We start from the raw sequence: 17396 nt of genomic DNA, 5'->3' as shown, positions 1-17396 counted from the left end.
GTAACAACTAGGAGAGCTCGGCGATGCGCGCATCCAGCACGTCGATGGAAATACGCATCACCAGCTCCTGGCGATAGCCGCGCCGCGCGAGTGTTCCTACAATGCGACGCAGAAACTTGTCCCTCTCATGGCGGTCAGCGGGAACACTCTTCAAGGTTCGCGCCTTCTTCTCCGCTACACGGCGGGCTACGGTCTCTTCAGATTCCTCGGTAATCTGTTCCAGGGCCGCTGCGCGATCGGCGGCTTCAACGCCCTTCTCCTTGAGTTCGATATTGAGGGCACGGGCCGACTTACCGCGCCGCGCGTGGCGCTGGCGCACCCACTCCTTGGCGAAGGTTTCATCATCAACGAGCCCCACCCCTGCAAGGTCATCGACCACGTCCTCGACCACATCGGGCTCGAAGTCCGCCGCGACAAGCCGGTCACGCAGTTCCTTGCGGGAACGTGCACGTTGATCTAGCAAGCCTAATGCTCGGGAGCGCACGGGCGCCTTCGCTGCTTCAGCATTCGCATCAACAAGCTGCCCACCGGCGTCACCCGCCTCGTAGGCTTCGAGAGCTTGACGTAGCTTCTCTAGCTTCTCTGGTGAAGGTTGTGCCATTGAACCCGTTTAGTCGTCGTCGAAATCGACGTTTGGCACCAGATCCACAGCCTCATCCGTCAGCGGATCGTCTGCACCCGGCACATCCATGGCGACGTCCTCACCAGCTTCGGCTGCGGCAGCGCCCACGCCGAGCTTGACGAAGATCTTCTTCTCAATCTCATCCGCCAGATCGGGGTTGTCCTTGAGGAAGTTGCGGGCCTTTTCCTTACCCTGCCCCAGCTGATCACCTTCGTAGGTAAACCACGAGCCAGACTTCTTAATGAAGCCGTGCTCAACGCCAAGGTCAATGATGGAAGACTCGCGCGAAATGCCCTCGCCGTACATGATGTCGAACTCAGCGATCTTGAACGGCGGGGAAACCTTGTTCTTCACCACCTTGAGCTTGGTGCGGTTACCGATGGCATCTTGGCCGTCCTTCAAGGTTTGGATTCGGCGGATATCGCAGCGCACAGAGGCGTAGAACTTCAGTGCCTTACCACCCGTGGTCGTTTCCGGCGAACCAAACATCACGCCGATCTTTTCACGCAGCTGGTTGATGAAGATAGCGGTAGTCCCCGAGTTGTACAGAGCACCCGTCATCTTGCGTAGCGCTTGAGACATGAGACGGGCTTGGAGGCCGACATGGCTATCTCCCATCTCGCCCTCAATTTCCGCCTTGGGCGTCAAGGCGGCTACGGAGTCAATCACGATGATGTCGATAGCGCCGGAGCGCACGAGCATATCTGCGATTTCCAGAGCCTGCTCACCGGTATCCGGCTGGGAAACCAGGAGGTTATCCGTGTCCACGCCAAGCAGACGCGCGTACTCAGGATCGAGCGCGTGCTCCGCATCGATAAAGGCTGCGATGCCGCCGGTCTTCTGCGCCGATGCGATGGCATGCAGAGCAACGGTGGTCTTACCCGAGGATTCAGGTCCATAAATCTCTACGATGCGACCGCGCGGGAAGCCACCGACGCCCAGCGCAATGTCGATGGCCGTATTACCGGAGGAAATGGCCTGGATTGGTGGGCGGTCATCGTCACCAAGACGCATGACGGCTCCTTTGCCAAAATCCTTCTCAATCATCGCCATTGCGGCATCGAGGGCCTTTTGACGATCATCGCCCTTGCTAGCCGCCGAGGACTTCTTCTTCGTAGCCATTTATTTCCTCACTATCGTGCGTCAGTTAGTGTGCAGTGCTGTATGTCATTAAATGGGGGCACCTAGTTAGACTGCCATGAAGCAACTTCGGTTCCCAGGCCCGTCGCATTGTGTTTTCCGGCATCGTTCCGGTTCCATCACATGCCACGAAAGTACCCTAACGTTTCCACCAGACCACAACCCACAATACACACACAAGTGTTCGATTGCCCATTCGAGCAATGCGCGTGTCTGAGACCCATTCCAACACCTCGCCGCCTAGCGAAGTTTCCAGGGGCCGCCCTGCTCTGAGCGAACGAAAGACACCATTTCATCGGCGGGAAGCAGGGCGACCACCCCATCCATCGCACTACAGACATCCAGCTCATCGAGGGATGCCCTGCTGCTTACATACTTCGACGCTCCACGCCCCTGCGCATCCCGATAAATCTCAACACTCCCCGAGCTCGGCGGCACCCATTCATCGTCCTCGTCGGTACCGCCCTGCCAGGTTCCTGCACTAGCGTTTATGACATCGTCCTCGACAGCCCCAGGGCAGATGAAGATTACACGGTGATATTCGGAGTCGAAGATGTCGCCGACGCGCATGTCGACGCTGCCAGGCTCCCCTTCCTCCACTCCGGCCGCTTCTTCGATATTTTCGATGACATTCGCGGAACCTATCAACGAACACGCAGCCACGCTCGCCAGCGCGATACCGGAAAGAAGCGCTACCGCACTGACTCGAGCAAGCCCTATGACATGCTCCATCTTCTTTCTATTTGCCATGCCTCGAGATTACCCCGTTCGGGGTAGTTTCAAGCCCTAAAAGCCGTGCTTGAACACTGTTCAAAAGTGCCTATTTGCTGCGCAGTTAGCCCTCTAGATAAACTTTGGCCCATGAAAAAGAATTCCGTCGCGACTGATATCGCGTACGTCGCGGTCTTCACCGCGCTCATCATAGTCTTTGCCTTCGTCTCTATCCCCACCCCCACCGCTGGCGTGCCCATCGTTCTTCAAAACGCCGTTATCATCCTGGCTGGGCTAGTCCTCGGAGGCCGCAGGGGCTTCTTCGTTGGTCTACTCTTCCTGACCCTCGGCCTCATCGGCCTCCCAATCCTCGCCGGCGGCCGCAGTGCGCTGAGCGCCATCGCCGGCCCCACCGTGGGCTACCTCGTCGGCTACGTCGTCGCCCCAGCCATCGCCGGTCTTATCGCCTACCGCGCGCCGCGAAACAAGGGAGGCATGACGGTTGTCCTCGCCGTCGCCGGCGTCGTCGGCCTGGCGGTTCAGTACGTGTGCGGAATCTTTGGCCTGATGTTCCGCTCTGACATGTCCTTCGGGGCAGCCACCGTGGCTCAGGGCCCGTTTGTCATCCCAGATCTCATCAAAGTCGCCGTGATGGTTGTCATCGCCGTCGGTGTGCACGCAGCATTCCCCGACCTTATGGGGCGACGAGCTAAAGCGAAGTAGCGCCAGTGCCAAAGATTGACTTCCGCAACGTTTCCGTCACCTTCGACGAAACGCCTGTGCTCAAGAATATTTCTCTCACATTGTGCGAGCAGCGCATCGGCATCATCGGCGCCAATGGTGGCGGAAAATCCACGCTCGTCCGGCTCATCAACGGCCTTGGTGAACCTTCACATGGTGAGGTCTTGGTGGATAACGTGGACGTCGCCAAGCACGGCAAAGAGATTCGCCGCCAGGTAGGCTTCGTGTTTTCCGATGCCGAAAACCAGATCGTGATGCCGCATGTGCGCGATGACGTGGAGTTCTCCCTTCGCCGGCTCAAGCTGTCTCGTGAGGAGCGCACCGCGCGTGTCGACGCCGCCCTCGAGCGCTTCGGCCTTACTCCCTTGGCTGAACAATCCCCGCACACCCTATCCGGCGGTCAAAAACAGCTCCTCGCATTGGCAGCGGTGCTGGTCATGGAACCCACCGTCATCATTGCTGATGAACCCACGACGTTGCTGGATCTGCGCAACCGTGACCGCATTCGCCGCGAATTTGCGCAGCTCGAACAACAACTCATCGTGGTTACCCATGACCTTGACTTTGTCTCTGATTTCGATCGCGTTCTGTGCATCGATAACCACCACGTCGTAGCCGACGGATCTCCCGACAAGGTCATTTCCTTCTACACCGAACTCATGAAATCCCGCCCGCTCTAGAGTCATGCCTAAAAACATCCCCCTCGGCTTCTACGTCGACGCCGATACCATCATTCATCGCATACCAGCTGCGGTTAAATTCCTCGTGCTCATCGGCTTCATCCTCGTGACCTCGCTGGCCGTGCACACGCTTCCTTGGGCGGCGGCCAGCCTCTTCCTCCCGCTCGTGCTCTTTCCCGTCGCCCGCATCCCGTTTCGCGTCGCACTGGGACAGCTTGTTCCTCCGCTCTACCTCCTCGTTGCGCTCGCGGCCTTTCAGTGGTGGCAGAAGGATTTTCTGTCGGCTGCGATCATGTTTCTCACCATTTACGCAGCGATCAGCGGGGCGGTGCTGCTGACGCTGACAACAAAGGTGTCGGAGATGATGGACTCCCTTGATCGCGCCCTCGCGCCCCTGGGGCGTCTCGGGGTCCCTGTTGAGAACATCACGCTGGCCATGTCTCTTACCATTCGTCTGCTCCCGCTCATGCTGGGAACGGTCGTCGAAGTACTGGACGCACGAAAAGCCCGGGGTGCCACGGCATCTCTAACCGCCTTCGGCACCCCGGTTATCATTCGCTCAATCCGCCGAGCACGCGCGATGGGTGAGGCACTTCAAGCCCGCGGCGTCGGAGACTAAGCCTTACTCACCGCGCAACTCGCGCAGGCGAGCCTGGACGGCATCGTCCTGCACGTTCGGCTGAGCCTTAGTCTCTGCCGAACCGATTGCCTGCTGGGAATTTCCCTCCACTGCCTTCGGGTTATTCATTTCCGCGCGGATCTGCTCGAGACGGGAGTGGCCAGCCAGTTGCACGCCAGCCTGCTCGATCTCCTGCATGCGGTTAGACACGGAGTTCTCGGCGAGCTCGGCCTGGCCCAGGGCCTTAGAGTAGCGGCGCTCAATCTTGTCACGCACAGCATCCAGCGAGGGCGAGTTACCGTTTGCGGAGAGCTCGTTCATCGAGTTGAGGGACTCGGAGACCTTCTCCTGCATCTTGGCCTGCTCGAGCTGCGACAGCAGCTTGGAGCGCTCGTTGACCTTCTCACGAAGCGCCATGCCGTTGCGTTCGACGGCCTTCTTGGCCTGCTCCGCCTGCTGCAGAGCCTGATCGTGGAGCTTCTTAGTGTCCTCAACAGACTGCTCAGCGGTAACCAGCTGGGCGGCGAAGGCTTCAGCCGCGTTTTCGTACTCGGTCGCCTTCTGTACATCGCCTTCGGCACGGGCCTTGTCCGCAAGGCTCAGAGCGTTACGGGTATTCTGCTGCAGCTTTTCAATCTCACTCAAACGACGGTTCAGCTGCATCTCCAGCTGGCGCTGATTACCAATGACCGCAGCGGCCTGCTGTGACAGCTCCTGGTGCTGGCGCTGCGCCTCCTCGATTGCCTGCTCAATCTGAACCTTCGGGTCGGCGTTCTCCTCGATCTTGGAATCAAAGAGAGCCATCAAGTACTTCCAGGCTTTTACGAATGGGTTCGCCATAACAGGAGGTGCCTTTCTCAGCAGTTCGTTGTGTCAATAAGGTGTGTAACAAGAATATTTCCTGCTTGCCTAATAGTAGCGAAGCAGACAGTATTCCGTCGCGGTTCTATAGTTCCGATGCAGCGGGTGCGGTGGACGCGAGCTCCTCATCCATCGATGGCAGCGCCATGTATCCAGCTGCCTCGATGAGGACATCGGAAACGCTGGCGTCAAGGGCATGACACACGGAAGCCAGAAGCTCGGAGGAAACCTCCTTGCGGCCGCGCTCCAACTCCGACAGATATCCTGGGGACACACGCGCCGCGGCGGCGAGTTCGCGAAGTGTTACTCCCTTATCCGCACGGAAGGCACGAAGCGTCAATCCGAGGGCCTCGCGCAAAAGCGGCTCTGGAGTCCGCGTCGATCGCGCCGTGGTCTGAGTGGGCTTATCAAGTAGTGCAACTGAAGTGTTCATCACTCTGTACAACGGCCCAGCGCCCCTACTTGTTCCCACAAACAGCTACTTTTCTTCAAGAGTTGATAGGAGAAGGCTCAATGCCGCCTGAACCGCAGCAGCGCGAATCGCGTTACGCCCCTCATCTGGAAGCTGATAGAGAACGCCACGCTTGGCGACGTCCCCGCTGATTCTCCCGCACAAGCCCACGTACACCGTGCCCGCAGGTTTATCTTCCTGGAGGTCCGGACCGGCCACGCCGGTAAGCCCAATCCCCCAGTCAGCTCGCGTCTCCACGAGCGCCGCCTCCGCCATCTCCGCCGCGGTCGCAGCCGACACCACCCCCTGCGCCTCTAGTGTATCCACGGTGGTGTTGAGGAACTGCGCCTTAACCTCAGTGGCATAGGTGACGAGCCCACCACGCAATACCGCAGAAGCACCCGGCACGTTGGCCACGGTGGCTGCCGCCAATCCAGCTGTGAGGGACTCGCAAAAGGCCACTGTCTCGCCGCGCTCGCGAAGCTTCGCCACGAGCTGTTCTTCAACCATCACGGGTCTAGTCACTTGTTCTCCCTGTGGCCATCGATAAGGTACTGAATACCGGTCACTACGGTGACGATGACAGCCGCCAGCATAACGAGCAAGCTGGGGGTGTCCATCCATCCTGGAAATGGGCACAGGTACAGCGCCACCGCTAGCGTCTGCAGGGCTGTCTTGAGTTTGCCGCCTTGGGAGGCCGGAACTACCTTGCCTTGGCGGAGCAAGTAGAAGCGCCAGATGGTAATGCCGAACTCGCGGAACAAAATGACGACGGTAATCCACACGGGCAAAGCACCAGTGATATTGAGACACACGAAAGCCGCGGTCATCAGAGCCTTATCCGCGATCGGATCCGCAATCTTGCCAAAGTTGGTGATCAGCCCTCGCGAGCGCGCGATATCGCCATCCAATTTGTCGGTGAGCATGAGGAGCGCGAAGCAGCCGAAGGCCCACCACTCATGCCCGCCGAGCACCAGCCAGGCAAACAGCGGGATAAAGAGGATGCGCAAACTAGTCAGGATGTTGGGCAGGTTCCAATTGGAGACCTCGGGGTTTACATCCGTGGTTCGAGATTGGTTGCGCGCAGCCTGAGAATCATTCACGCTCTTCATCCTACCGTGGCCTCCCTGCCACTCGAGCGAGCACTACCATGGTCGTTATGAAGTACTTCGCAGTCTCCTATGAATACAATCCATCTAACCCGGTCATTGCTGAGGTGCGCCCACAGCACCGCGAGTTCATCGGCGCGCTCCACGACAAGGGCCAGATCTGTGGCTCTGGTCCCTACACCGATTCCAAGGGCGGGGCGCTCATCGTCCTGCAATTTGAGGACGAGTCCGTAAAGGTGGCCGATGTCATCGCTCTCATGGATCAGGATCCCTTCTACACCGAAGGCGCTGTCACTGGGCGCGCCTTCCGCGAGTGGAATCCCGTTATCAATTCCTTCTAAACCCCGCTGCCCGAGTTTAGGGCAGCTCGGACTTGGGAAGCTCGTCCGCCTTGCCGACGAGCTCACCCTCCTTGTTGCGAACGATCTTGTTGCCATAATCGTCCCAGTCGTAGTGGTTGTGGGAAATCACCACACCACCCTGGGCTTGGTCGCGTTTGTCCTTCCACACCGACAACAACACCGTCACGAGGAGGACGCCAACGATGACCAGCAGCGACACCATCGTCGTAATTTCCGGCACCGCACTGACATTCTCGCCGCCGTTGATGAAGGGCAAGTTGTTCTCATGCAAAGCGTGGAATAGCAGCTTGACACCGATGAACAGCAAGATGATACCCAGGCCATAAGGCAGGTAAACCAAGCGATCCAACAGACCATCGATGAGGAAGAACATCTGGCGCAGACCCATGAGAGCGAAGGCGTTGGTGGTAAAGACCAGGAAAGGCTCCGAAGTAATGCCGTAAATAGCTGGGATGGAGTCGAAGGCAAACATGACGTCGATAAGCCCGATGGCCGCCAACGCAACAAAAAGCGGGGTCAGGGCAAACTTGCCCTTCTTCTCACCGGATTCCTCGCGGTGGGTGAGCTTGTCGCCGTGGTAGCGCGGGGTTACGTGAACCACCTTGCGCAGCCACTTGACCACCAACATGTCATTGGGATCGGTCTCAGGCGTGCCATTAATCTCATCGATGAGCAGCTTCACTGCGGTGTAGATGAGGAAAATGGCAAACAAGTAGAAGACATCAGACCATGCAGCGATAATGGCCGCGCCCATCAGAATGAAGGCCAGACGGAAGACCAACGCCAGCACGATGCCAATGAGCAGCACCTTCTGCTGATACCTGCGGGGAATCTTGAAGGAGCCCATGATGAGCGAGAACACGAATAGGTTATCCACGCTCAAAGCCTGTTCCGTCACCCAACCGGTGTAGAACTGTGCCGCGTGTTCGCTGTCCCACAGCACCCACACAACTCCGCCAAAGACGACGGCCATCGCCATGTAAAACAGGGTCCAGCCGCCGGATTCCTTAATGGTCGGCTCATGTGGTGAACGAACATGACTGTAGAAGTCGAAGATGAAGAAGCCCAGGATCACCGCGATGGTGATGGCCCAGACCCACAGTGGCACATGCATAATGAGATATCCCTCCGGTCGACACGACAATAAAGACCGGAGGTCTCCCCCGCTAGCAAGCCGATGTCACAGCCTCGCTAGCCGACGCGACCGGGAACTGTACCGCAGTTGCCGTGTTGACGATCGACGCCGTGGATTGGGGTACTCCCCTCCAAGACTCGTCCTATCCTACACGGAACTTAGAACGCGCCAGTGGAGGGGTTAGCGGAAATTTCAACGGTGCGGGAATCGGCAGATCCGTCCTCGCTCCCGCCAGCACCTTCAGCTTCTTGGACTTCCTTCGGAGCCTCAGCCGGGTCAGCGCCCTTAATCATCCAAATGATGGTGTCAAGCTCCTCCGGCTTGACCAGAACCTCACGTGCCTTGGAGCCTTCGGAAGGCCCGACCACACCGCGAGACTCCATGAGGTCCATGAGACGGCCAGCCTTGGCGAAACCGATACGCAACTTGCGCTGCAGCATCGAGGTGGAGCCCAGCTGGGAGGTGACCACGAGGTCGACGGCCTCCAAGAGGTCGTCCATATCCTTGCCGATCTCCTCGTCGATCTCCTTCTTGGCCTCCGAGGTTTTATCGTCGGTCACGCCTTCCGTGTAATTCGGCGAGCCCTGTGCCTTCGCGGCGTCGACCACCGCCTGCACCTCCTCGTCGGAGACGAACGCACCCTGCATACGCACTGGGCGTCCACCCTGCGGGATGAAGAGGCCATCGCCCATACCGATGAGTTTTTCTGCACCGCCCTGGTCCAGGATGACTCGGGAGTCCGTCAACGAGGACGTCGCAAACGCCAAGCGGGAAGGAACGTTGGTCTTAATAAGACCGGTCACGACGTCCACGGACGGACGCTGCGTTGCCAGCACCAAGTGGATACCGGCCGCACGTGCCTTTTGAGTAATGCGAACGATGGAATCCTCGATCTCCTTCGGCGCCGTCATCATGAGGTCCGCGAGCTCGTCCACAACGCACACGATGTACGGGTACGGGCGCATCTCCCGCTGGGAACCTGCCGGAGCCTGGTACTCGCCGCTGCGGACCTTCCGGTTGAAGTCCTCAATCTTGCGTACACGGGCAGCCTGCATATCCATGTAGCGCTGTTCCATCTCTTCTACCAGCCATTGCAGGGCTGCCGCGGCCTTCTTCGGCTGCGTGATGATGGGAGTGATGAGGTGCGGGATACCTTCGTACGGGGTGAGCTCCACCATCTTCGGGTCAACGAGGATGAGGCGAACATCTTCCGGAGTCGCACGGGTTAGCAGTGACACCAACATGGAGTTCACGAACGCTGACTTACCGGAACCGGTTGCGCCCGCTACGAGCAGGTGTGGCATCTTTTTCACGGAGAATGAGGTGTACTGCCCCTCGATGTCCTTGCCCAAACCGATAAGCATGGGGTCATGGTCGGCACGTAGTGCCGGGGAATCCAGAACGTCGCGCAGACGCACCATTTCGCGGTCTGCATTAGGCACCTCAATGCCAACTGCGGACTTGCCCGGGATCGGGGTCAGCAGACGCAGGTTATCCGTCGCCACCGCATAGGCCAAGTTGGACTGCAGGTTCGTAATCTTTGAGACCTTAACGCCTGGGCCCAGCTCGATTTCGTATCGCGTCACTGTCGGTCCGCGACTAAAGCCGGTGACTTGTGCATCAACCTTGAACTCCTCGAAGACCTCGGTGATGGCCTCGATGATGCGATCGTTGGCCTCGGTACGCGCCTTCGCTGGCTTGCCTGCGGTGAGCAATTCCGTCGTCGGCACATCGTAGCCGCCGCCCAGGGCAGTGTCTTCCGCACCACTCGGGGCTGCGGGTGCTTCTTCGGCTACGCTCTGAGACTCGTCCTCAACCTTGGCGCCCGTACGGGCATCGCGTCCGGAGCGTTCCTGGAACATCCGCACTGCCTCGGAATGCGCGGCGGAGACAACGTCATCTCCGACTGATGCGGCCGACGCTGTGCTTGCCGACGCCCCCGCAGCCGCCGCGCCCAGTGCCGCACCGGCAGCACCGCCGACGTCCACGCGCGGGCGCTTCTTCTGCGCCGGTTTCGGCGCCGGTTCAGGCTCCAGAACGGCAGTGGGCTCAGCATCCTGGACCACTGGAATCTCGTCGGTATCATCCGCGCGGCTATCAAAGCTCGGACGGCCGTGCTGCACCGGCTCCTGGTTTGCAGGCTGCGCCGCGGAGTCAAAGGACACCGTGGCGTTTTCATCCGGTAGCTGCCTTGGGGGCTGCTTCGGGGTCTGCTTCGGGCGCGGGCGCGAAGTATATGCCGGGCGCGCGGGACGCTCGCGGCCTTCGGCAATGGCGTCGATGTCATCACTGACGTAGTCGTAGTCGTCCGCGGGGGCGTCGTCAAGCAGCTCCTCTTGAGCTGAACGGTTCTTGCGATCACGCAGGCCTCCGACGAGCGCGGAGAATTGGGCAGCTACGAAATCATAGGCTTCGCGCAAGGTAATGCCCGTGATGTTGAGCGCCCCGTACACGATGAGCAGAAAGAGCAGCGGCACCGCCACATAACTAGAAAAGGCCGCCACCAGCAGCTCGCCGACTCCAAAGCCGATGGCACCGCCTGCCTCCCCGGCAGCATTGTTATTCCAGGTCAGCTTCGGAAGACCTGCAAAGATGTGAATGAGGCTCAGCATGCACACGACGATGAGGGCCGTGCCGCCCACCACTCGTGGCTTGAAATGGCCCGCCGGACCGGACAGATCCATCATGAGCGCAATGGCGACGGCGACCAGCGCGACGGGAAGAACATAGGCGCCCGCGCCAATCACATAGCGCACAGCGTTGGTGAGGTACTCACCGATAAGGCCGGCCACCTGGAACCACGTGGCGCAAGCAAGGATGATGGCCACGCCGATAAGCACAAGAGCGACCGCATCTGGATTGGAGACGCGGATGCTCTTCTCAGTGTGAGCTGGACGCTCCATGACCGTCGTCGGCATCTCACTGTCGACGTCGCGCGCTCGCGTTACCTTGCTCTTTGCCGGAACAGCGCTATCCACTTTGTTGCTCTTTTTCTTGTTCTTCGCGCGTCCAGAAATTTCCCCTGGCTCCCTCAACTCGTCGTAATCATCGTAGGCACCCTCGTCATGAGCAGCATCGTAGGCGGAGTCATAGAGGTCGTCATCTCGACTCCCCGCATCTACCGGCTTGAGACCGGCAAGGCCGTGCCCGACCCCTCGCGCCATGCTTCCCACGCCTCGGGCGGTAGCGCCAAAAACGGTTCCCAGTCCGCGGCCAACGGCGCGAAAGGCGCTGCCGGTCCTCTCTTCGGAGGTCTCGGCAGCGCGGGTTGCGGAGGTCAGCGAATAGCTTGTGCGGCCGGACGGCCGCGACCGATTGGCGGTGCGACCTCGGCCGGAGGCGCGAGACGGAGCGTTCTTGACAGACATGCCTGCCACTTTAGTAGCAAATACACCATTAACAACATGCGCCACACGCGTGCACTGAAGATTTTAGACAGTTCAGCCTACAGACTTGACCTAACGACGGCGGATGAATCCCCGTCAATCTCAACGCGAGCAGCCTCGCGGCCGAACGCCCATAGGAGCAACTCGGAAACTGCCCCACGGACCCGCACCACGTCGTCCCCCTTCGCTGCCACACGATGTGTATCCGCCGCGACGAGTGGCACAAACCCAGCCGGCTCCAGCACTACCGGAAGGCGAGAGTGCGCCAACAGCCTTAACCCGAGAAACTTTAGCGGTGCGAGCAACTCCTTCTGCACCGCTAGCGAGAAATCACGCGGTTCGCTGTGCCCATTGGCCCGGCGTAGGTCTTCGTGATGCACAAAATGCTCTGCGGTGTTGAACACTGAATCCACGTAGCGCAGAGGGTTGAGCTTTCCCAATCCCCTACCCCAGTCATCCACCAGTTCCTCAAAATCTCGCGCACGGACTTCCGCCATGATGCTGTCCGCATGGGAAGTCAGCGCTGGAACAAAAGAACTGATGACGGCGTCGGGGCGGTTTTCGCGGATCCAGAGGTGCGACACGAGGTCGCGGGCCGTCCACCCTTCGCACAACGTTGGGGCATCAGGGCCAAGTTCATGGAATAACGCCACCATCTTGGTGCGCTCTGCTGAAGAAAACGACATGCGCCCCAGCATACCTACCAGAAGCAGGAACGCTGGGGCGCTGTCTACCTAGACGTTAGAGTGATTCACGGGAAGCGTGGACTTCATCGTCGTCGGGCATCAGGACATCCGAGTTCGTCGGCACGATGGTCGGCAGAATGACCGGCTCGCGCTTGTACTTGGAATCCATGAGCTTCGAGACCTTGCGGCGCAGCTTCTGCACCATGCGGTAGGTGTCATTCTCACCTTCGGCGGCGAGATCATTCATGGTGTTTTCCACCATCTCAGCCACCTCGGGCACGATTCCGCGGTCATCGTCGGAGAAGCCCGTCGTGGACACCGTCGGATGCTCGAGCAGACGGGAGGTGCGGTTATCGATGACACAGGTGATGGAGACGACACCGCCGGCACCCAGGTTGGTGCGATCTGCAAGAGTATCGGCGTCGACATCACCCATCGACACGCCATCGACGTAGAGGTTGCCCACTGGGATCTGGCCGACAACCTCGGCGCGACCATTGCGCAGATCGACGACGACGCCGTTCTGGGCCAAGACCACGCGGTCGCGAGCCACACCGGTGGAAATAGCCAGCTCCTTGTTCGCGCGGAGGTGGCGCCACTCGCCATGCACGGGCATGGCGTTCTTCGGACGAGCGGCGTTGTACAGGAACAGCAGCTCTCCGCCGTAGCCGTGGCCGGAGGCGTGAACCTTAGCTTCCTTGTTGGTGATGACCTCAGCGCCAATCTGGGACAGCATGTTGATAACGCCGAACACAGCCTCCTCATTGCCCGGAATCAGGGAAGAGGAGAAGATGATGAGATCACCATCGCGGACCGTGATCTGGCGGTGCTCGCGGCGGGCCATGCGGGACAGCGCTGCCATCGGCTCACCCTGGGTACCAGTGGTGATGAGCAGCACCTTGTGCGGGGCCATCTTGGCTGCCTCATCGATCGGGATAATGGTGCCGCGCGGGACCTTGAGGAAGCCCATCTTCTCCGCGATTTCCATGTTGCGCATCATGGAGCGGCCGTTGAAGGCAACCTTTCGGCCGGCTGCTACGGCGGCGTCGATAGCCGCCTGCACGCGGTAAACGTTCGATGCAAAGGAGGCGATGATTACGCGCTGCTTGGCACCAGCCACGAGGCGTTTGAAGGTTGCCGGAATATCGCCCTCAGAGGCAGACACACCCGGAATGTTGGCATTGGTGGAGTCACACAGCATGAGGTCCACGCCCTCATCGCCGTAGCGCGACAAGGCCGGCAGATCCGTCGGACGGTTGTCCAGCGGGGTCTGGTCCAGCTTGATGTCACCGGTGTGGATGATATTGCCGGCCGGGGTGCCCAGCATGACGCCGAGTGCATCCGGCACCGAGTGGTTTACTGCCCAGAAGCGGCAGCGGAACGGACCGTAGTTCACATCGGACTTCTCATTAACCTCAACGAACTTCGGCTTTTGGCGGTGCTCCTTACACTTGGCCGCGATCAGCGCAATGGTGAAGCGCGAGGCCACAATCGGGATATCTGGGCGCAGCTTCAGCAGCCACGGGATGGCACCAATGTGGTCCTCGTGAGCGTGGGTTACAACGAGAGCCTTGACCTTGTGAATCTTCTTCTCGATCGGGCCAAAGTCCGGCAGGATCAGGTCAACGCCAGGCTCACCGGAGGACGGGAAGAGCACGCCACAGTCGATGATGAGCATCTCGTCCTGGTACTCGAAGACGGTCATGTTACGACCGATCTCAGAAATACCGCCCAGGGCATAAATGCGCAGCGAATCCTTCTGCTGCTTCGGCGGCTCCGGCAGACGCTTCGTCAGATCCGCGCCCTGCATGGACTTGGGAACGTTGCGGCGCCCGCGGTTGTTATTACGGTTGCGATTGTTGTTGCGGCCACCGTTGTTGTGGTTGTTGTTGCCGCCGCGGCCGCGACCACGGCCGCCACGGGAACCACGGGAGCGAGAACGGCGGTTGCCGTCCTCAGAATTCGAGTTATTCGAGTTATTAGACTCGTTCGAATTATTGCCGGATGCAGCCGATTCATTCGGTGCTTGGAAAACCGGCGAAGCCGCCTCATTCGAGGCGGTCTCAGTCTCCGCAGGCGGGCCCGCCTTGCGGGTTACCTTGCGGGAGCGGTTACGGGATTCAGTCATTCTTAAAGGACTCCAGCCTTCTCCAAATCGTGGCGGAGAGCCTCAACCTCCTCCGCGTCAGCCGCGGATACCGGAAGGCGAGGGTCCCCTACTTCAATACCCTGCAGACGCAGGGCAGCTTTAACAAGAGTTACTCCGCCCAGACGGCCTTGCGCCTGGATGAGCGGGGTTAAAGTTTTCGCGTTAATCTCTCGTGCACGTGCAATATCGCCTTCATCGAAGGCCACGTAGAGATCAGCCAGGGCGCGCGGAGCGAGGTGACCAATCACGGAAATGACACCTGAAGCACCAAGGGCAAGCCAGGGCAGGTTAAGGCCATCATCTCCGGAGTACCATGCCAAACCGGTCTCCTGGATAAGCGGTGCGGCCGCAACAAGGTCGCCCTTAGCGTCCTTGACGGCCTGGATGTTCGGCACGTCCGCGAGGCGAAGAAGGGTCTCCGTCTCAATCGGAATGCCCGAGCGGCCAGGAATGTCGTACAGACAAATTGGGAGGTCCACGGCGTCAGCCACAGCAGTAAAGTGCGCGTACACACCAGCCTGGGAAGGCTTGGAGTAATACGGGGTCACGACCAGAAGGCTGTCTGCTCCCGCATCAGCGAAAGCGCGCGCTGCCTCAATACTGGTGGCGGTGTTATTAGTTCCCGCACCAGCACACAACTTAGCGCGGCCACCTACCTCTTCCTTTACAGCTGCGAACAGCTCCAGTTTCTCATCCAACGACGTCGTCGGTGATTCGCCCGTAGTCCCAGACAAAATGAGCGAATCAACGCCGTTATCAACCAAATGAGCTGCTAGGCGACGACCAGCGGACACGTCCAAGGCGCCGTCCTGGTCAAATGGAGTGACCATAGCTACGCCTACGCGTCCGAAGGTGTCGACGCCTGCCTGTGCTGTCATACCTGTGCTCATAGGCGTCAAGATTACCTGCTTTCGCCCCCATTGGCCGCATCGGGGTCGTGCGCGAGTCTCCTACTGAGTGCTTTAAGCGTAGGGACTCGAGGCCATTTCGGTACCGTCAGCCAGGGTGGTGATATGGAAGTCGTCGAAAAGCACCGGCGATTGCTCCCGCAAGAGCTTTAAACACGTGACGGCGAGCTGGCGCATTTCTGTATCGGCCTGTTCAGTCGCCCGCGCGCCAATAAAGTGACGCCACGCGCGATAGTTTCCCGTCACGACGATGCGGGATTCCGTGAGATTAGGTAATACCGCACGCGCTGCTTGTCGAGCCTGTTTCTTGCGCAGCAATGCATTTGGCTCCTCTTCCAACTTGGACTCGAGAGCGTCGAGGAGCTCCTCGTAGACAAACCTCGCTTCGTCGGCCGCCTGGAGGGTCAACCGCGTTAGCTGTTCATCTTCCGCAATGATTTTGGGCAGGACTACCTCTGCTTCCTCGGAATGCACGAAACGTTGCGAGAGCTGCGAGAAGGAGAAATGACGGTGGCGAACCAGCTCATGCGACGCCGACCGCGACAGCCCCCGTATATAGAGCGTCGCCGTGGCATGCTCCAGCAATGCATCGTGGCCTACCTCCAGAATGTGGTGCAGATAGGCCTGATTTGAGGCGGTACGAGGATTCGGCTTGTCGAAGGACTCATAACAGGCACGCCCGGCAAACTCGACTAGAGCCTCGCTTTCCGACGCCCCCTCATCAACCTCCCAGTCCACTCCTCGCGGCGCATGGAATGCGGTTGCCGCAATGAGCTGGACATCAAGTTCGGAGACCTTCGCCATTACAGCCCCAAGTACTTCTCAAGTCCCACGGTCAAGCCTGGGTGGGATGCGATTTCTCGTACACCCAGCAGAACACCGGGGGTAAAGGAAGAGCGGTCATAGGAATCCTGACGGATCGTCAAGGACTGGCCTTGAGTACCGAAGATAACTTCTTCATGAGCCACCATTCCCTGCATACGGACTGCGTGGACGTGAACACCATCGACGTCTGCGCCGCGCGCTCCATCGAGAGACTGCTCGGTCTTGTCCGGCATAGCATCCAAGCCTGCCTCCTGGCGAGCCTTCGCAATACCCTGCGCAGTATGGACCGCAGTACCGGAAGGTGCATCAAGCTTGTTCGGGTGGTGGTATTCAACTACCTCGGCACTGTCAAAGAACTTCGCCGCCTGTGCGGCAAACACCATGGTCAGTACAGCTGAAATAGCGAAGTTCGGGGCAATGAGAACGTTGCCGGCGCCCTCTTTCTTAGTCCACTCCTCCACCTTGACTAGGCGTCCTGCATCGAATCCCGTGGTACCCACAACAGCGTGGATGCCATGTGCGATGCAAAACTCTAGATTGTCCATGACCGATGCCGGCTGGGTGAAGTCGACGGCCACCTCGGCGCCCGCTTCAACCAGCTTCTCCAGCGGGGTCTCGCGGTCAATGGAAGCAACTAGCTCCAAATCTTCCGCCGCATTAACGCCTTCCACGATTGCTTGGCCCACGCGCCCCTTGGCCCCCAAGACGCCTACCTTGATAGTCATTCACAATCCCTTCATACGTGTTCGTGCGGTTAACTGTGCCCAGTCTATCCCTGATACTGGCGAGGTTTCAGACAGGGCCCTAAAGGCTGTTTTTGATACGCATTTTCTTTCTTTCGTTGCGCACTCAGGCGACGCCACCCACATCGTTCGACGTCGAATGTCCTGGCTAACCCATGGTGGCTACCCCCGTTTATAGTAACGACTTGACGGGAATTTACCACTAGCTATAGCCATGTGTGGCGGTGGCCGCTAGGATTATGTTTAGAACACTTCTTCTAATACAGGT

The 17396-nt window shown here is 59.1% G+C and carries 18 protein-coding genes; 4 read left to right on the top strand and 14 right to left on the bottom strand.

Features of this window, described 5'->3' with window-relative positions; translation table 11 throughout:
- Nucleotides 1-7 precede the first annotated feature (7 nt).
- The 3 genes from recX to RDN59_RS04930 form a co-directional block, all read right to left on the bottom strand.
- Nucleotides 8-601, bottom strand: a complete 594-nt coding sequence (recX, locus tag RDN59_RS04940) for a recombination regulator RecX (protein ID WP_308606871.1) — start codon at nucleotides 599-601, stop codon at nucleotides 8-10.
- 9 nt (nucleotides 602-610) lie between these two features.
- Nucleotides 611-1744: a recombinase RecA gene (recA, locus tag RDN59_RS04935; RefSeq protein WP_049157561.1), complete on the bottom strand. Its 1134-nt coding sequence runs from the start codon at nucleotides 1742-1744 to the stop codon at nucleotides 611-613.
- Nucleotides 1745-2002: 258 nt separating this feature from the next.
- Complete coding sequence (locus RDN59_RS04930; RefSeq protein ID WP_308606870.1) at nucleotides 2003-2512, bottom strand: hypothetical protein; 510 nt, start codon at nucleotides 2510-2512, stop codon at nucleotides 2003-2005.
- A gap of 111 nt (nucleotides 2513-2623) precedes the next feature.
- Here RDN59_RS04930 and RDN59_RS04925 point away from each other — a divergent pair, with 111 nt between their 5' ends.
- Genes RDN59_RS04925 through RDN59_RS04915 form a run of 3 tightly spaced genes read left to right on the top strand, consistent with a single transcriptional unit; the run spans nucleotide 2624 to nucleotide 4513 of the window.
- The gene (locus RDN59_RS04925) at nucleotides 2624-3196 is read left to right on the top strand and encodes a biotin transporter BioY (RefSeq protein WP_308606869.1); all 573 of its coding nucleotides are present in this window, start codon (nucleotides 2624-2626) and stop codon (nucleotides 3194-3196) included.
- A 5-nt stretch (nucleotides 3197-3201) separates the two neighbouring features.
- Complete coding sequence (locus RDN59_RS04920) at nucleotides 3202-3894, top strand: ABC transporter ATP-binding protein (RefSeq protein WP_308606868.1); 693 nt, start codon at nucleotides 3202-3204, stop codon at nucleotides 3892-3894.
- Nucleotides 3895-3898: 4 nt separating this feature from the next.
- On the top strand, nucleotides 3899-4513 hold the full coding sequence (locus RDN59_RS04915) for an energy-coupling factor transporter transmembrane protein EcfT (RefSeq protein WP_308606867.1): 615 nt from the start codon (nucleotides 3899-3901) through the stop codon (nucleotides 4511-4513).
- A 3-nt stretch (nucleotides 4514-4516) separates the two neighbouring features.
- Here RDN59_RS04915 and RDN59_RS04910 read toward each other — a convergent pair whose 3' ends face one another.
- The 4 genes from RDN59_RS04910 to pgsA form a co-directional block, all read right to left on the bottom strand.
- Complete coding sequence (locus RDN59_RS04910; protein ID WP_308606866.1) at nucleotides 4517-5353, bottom strand: PspA/IM30 family protein; 837 nt, start codon at nucleotides 5351-5353, stop codon at nucleotides 4517-4519.
- A gap of 106 nt (nucleotides 5354-5459) precedes the next feature.
- Complete coding sequence (locus RDN59_RS04905) at nucleotides 5460-5807, bottom strand: helix-turn-helix domain-containing protein (RefSeq protein ID WP_070700510.1); 348 nt, start codon at nucleotides 5805-5807, stop codon at nucleotides 5460-5462.
- A 45-nt stretch (nucleotides 5808-5852) separates the two neighbouring features.
- Nucleotides 5853-6335, bottom strand: a complete 483-nt coding sequence (locus RDN59_RS04900) for a nicotinamide-nucleotide amidohydrolase family protein (protein WP_308606890.1) — start codon at nucleotides 6333-6335, stop codon at nucleotides 5853-5855.
- Between the two features lie 11 nt (nucleotides 6336-6346).
- The gene (gene pgsA / locus RDN59_RS04895) at nucleotides 6347-6937 is read right to left on the bottom strand and encodes a CDP-diacylglycerol--glycerol-3-phosphate 3-phosphatidyltransferase (RefSeq protein WP_308606864.1); all 591 of its coding nucleotides are present in this window, start codon (nucleotides 6935-6937) and stop codon (nucleotides 6347-6349) included.
- A gap of 47 nt (nucleotides 6938-6984) precedes the next feature.
- On the opposite strand from pgsA, the gene RDN59_RS04890 reads away from it, so the two are divergent.
- The gene (locus RDN59_RS04890) at nucleotides 6985-7275 is read left to right on the top strand and encodes a YciI family protein (protein WP_049157577.1); all 291 of its coding nucleotides are present in this window, start codon (nucleotides 6985-6987) and stop codon (nucleotides 7273-7275) included.
- Nucleotides 7276-7291: 16 nt separating this feature from the next.
- Here RDN59_RS04890 and RDN59_RS04885 read toward each other — a convergent pair whose 3' ends face one another.
- The 7 genes from RDN59_RS04885 to dapB all read right to left on the bottom strand — a co-directional run bounded on the left by RDN59_RS04885 (nucleotide 7292) and on the right by dapB (nucleotide 17110).
- Entirely contained in the window at nucleotides 7292-8410 is a 1119-nt protein-coding gene (locus tag RDN59_RS04885) for a TerC family protein (RefSeq protein ID WP_308606863.1), read from the bottom strand.
- Nucleotides 8411-8589: 179 nt separating this feature from the next.
- On the bottom strand, nucleotides 8590-11799 hold the full coding sequence (locus RDN59_RS04880) for a DNA translocase FtsK (RefSeq protein WP_308606862.1): 3210 nt from the start codon (nucleotides 11797-11799) through the stop codon (nucleotides 8590-8592).
- Nucleotides 11800-11876: 77 nt separating this feature from the next.
- On the bottom strand, nucleotides 11877-12515 hold the full coding sequence (locus RDN59_RS04875) for a TIGR03085 family metal-binding protein (RefSeq protein ID WP_308606861.1): 639 nt from the start codon (nucleotides 12513-12515) through the stop codon (nucleotides 11877-11879).
- 43 nt (nucleotides 12516-12558) lie between these two features.
- Nucleotides 12559-14631, bottom strand: coding sequence for a ribonuclease J (locus RDN59_RS04870; RefSeq protein ID WP_308606860.1), 2073 nt, complete (start codon nucleotides 14629-14631; stop codon nucleotides 12559-12561).
- A 2-nt stretch (nucleotides 14632-14633) separates the two neighbouring features.
- Nucleotides 14634-15542, bottom strand: a complete 909-nt coding sequence (gene dapA, locus RDN59_RS04865) for a 4-hydroxy-tetrahydrodipicolinate synthase (RefSeq protein ID WP_308606858.1) — start codon at nucleotides 15540-15542, stop codon at nucleotides 14634-14636.
- A 72-nt stretch (nucleotides 15543-15614) separates the two neighbouring features.
- Nucleotides 15615-16364 (bottom strand): FAD-dependent thymidylate synthase, encoded by a 750-nt coding sequence (thyX, locus tag RDN59_RS04860; RefSeq protein WP_308606857.1) that lies wholly within the window; start codon nucleotides 16362-16364, stop codon nucleotides 15615-15617.
- Nucleotides 16364-17110, bottom strand: a complete 747-nt coding sequence (gene dapB, locus RDN59_RS04855) for a 4-hydroxy-tetrahydrodipicolinate reductase (RefSeq protein WP_308606856.1) — start codon at nucleotides 17108-17110, stop codon at nucleotides 16364-16366. Before dapB ends, thyX begins: the two co-directional genes overlap by 1 nt.
- Nucleotides 17111-17396 lie beyond the last annotated feature (286 nt).

The sequence above is a fragment of the uncultured Corynebacterium sp. genome (assembly GCF_902489365.1).
Lineage (GTDB): Bacteria > Actinomycetota > Actinomycetes > Mycobacteriales > Mycobacteriaceae > Corynebacterium.
Note: the sequence above shows the minus strand (reverse complement) of the source record. Positions and strands in the feature narration are given on the sequence as shown.

Coding starts and splice junctions, on each gene's coding strand:
- pgsA (WP_308606864.1), bottom strand. CDS start 6,937: ATGAAGAGCGTGAATGATTCTCAGGCTGCGCGCAACCAATCTCGAACC.
- RDN59_RS04905 (WP_070700510.1), bottom strand. CDS start 5,807: ATGAACACTTCAGTTGCACTACTTGATAAGCCCACTCAGACCACGGCG.
- RDN59_RS04890 (WP_049157577.1), top strand. CDS start 6,985: ATGAAGTACTTCGCAGTCTCCTATGAATACAATCCATCTAACCCGGTC.
- RDN59_RS04870 (WP_308606860.1), bottom strand. CDS start 14,631: ATGACTGAATCCCGTAACCGCTCCCGCAAGGTAACCCGCAAGGCGGGC.
- RDN59_RS04875 (WP_308606861.1), bottom strand. CDS start 12,515: ATGCTGGGGCGCATGTCGTTTTCTTCAGCAGAGCGCACCAAGATGGTG.
- RDN59_RS04915 (WP_308606867.1), top strand. CDS start 3,899: ATGCCTAAAAACATCCCCCTCGGCTTCTACGTCGACGCCGATACCATC.
- dapA (WP_308606858.1), bottom strand. CDS start 15,542: ATGAGCACAGGTATGACAGCACAGGCAGGCGTCGACACCTTCGGACGC.
- RDN59_RS04910 (WP_308606866.1), bottom strand. CDS start 5,353: ATGGCGAACCCATTCGTAAAAGCCTGGAAGTACTTGATGGCTCTCTTT.
- recX (WP_308606871.1), bottom strand. CDS start 601: ATGGCACAACCTTCACCAGAGAAGCTAGAGAAGCTACGTCAAGCTCTC.
- recA (WP_049157561.1), bottom strand. CDS start 1,744: ATGGCTACGAAGAAGAAGTCCTCGGCGGCTAGCAAGGGCGATGATCGT.
- RDN59_RS04925 (WP_308606869.1), top strand. CDS start 2,624: ATGAAAAAGAATTCCGTCGCGACTGATATCGCGTACGTCGCGGTCTTC.
- RDN59_RS04880 (WP_308606862.1), bottom strand. CDS start 11,799: ATGTCTGTCAAGAACGCTCCGTCTCGCGCCTCCGGCCGAGGTCGCACC.
- thyX (WP_308606857.1), bottom strand. CDS start 16,364: ATGGCGAAGGTCTCCGAACTTGATGTCCAGCTCATTGCGGCAACCGCA.
- RDN59_RS04930 (WP_308606870.1), bottom strand. CDS start 2,512: ATGGCAAATAGAAAGAAGATGGAGCATGTCATAGGGCTTGCTCGAGTC.
- RDN59_RS04885 (WP_308606863.1), bottom strand. CDS start 8,410: ATGCATGTGCCACTGTGGGTCTGGGCCATCACCATCGCGGTGATCCTG.
- RDN59_RS04900 (WP_308606890.1), bottom strand. CDS start 6,335: ATGGTTGAAGAACAGCTCGTGGCGAAGCTTCGCGAGCGCGGCGAGACA.
- dapB (WP_308606856.1), bottom strand. CDS start 17,110: ATGACTATCAAGGTAGGCGTCTTGGGGGCCAAGGGGCGCGTGGGCCAA.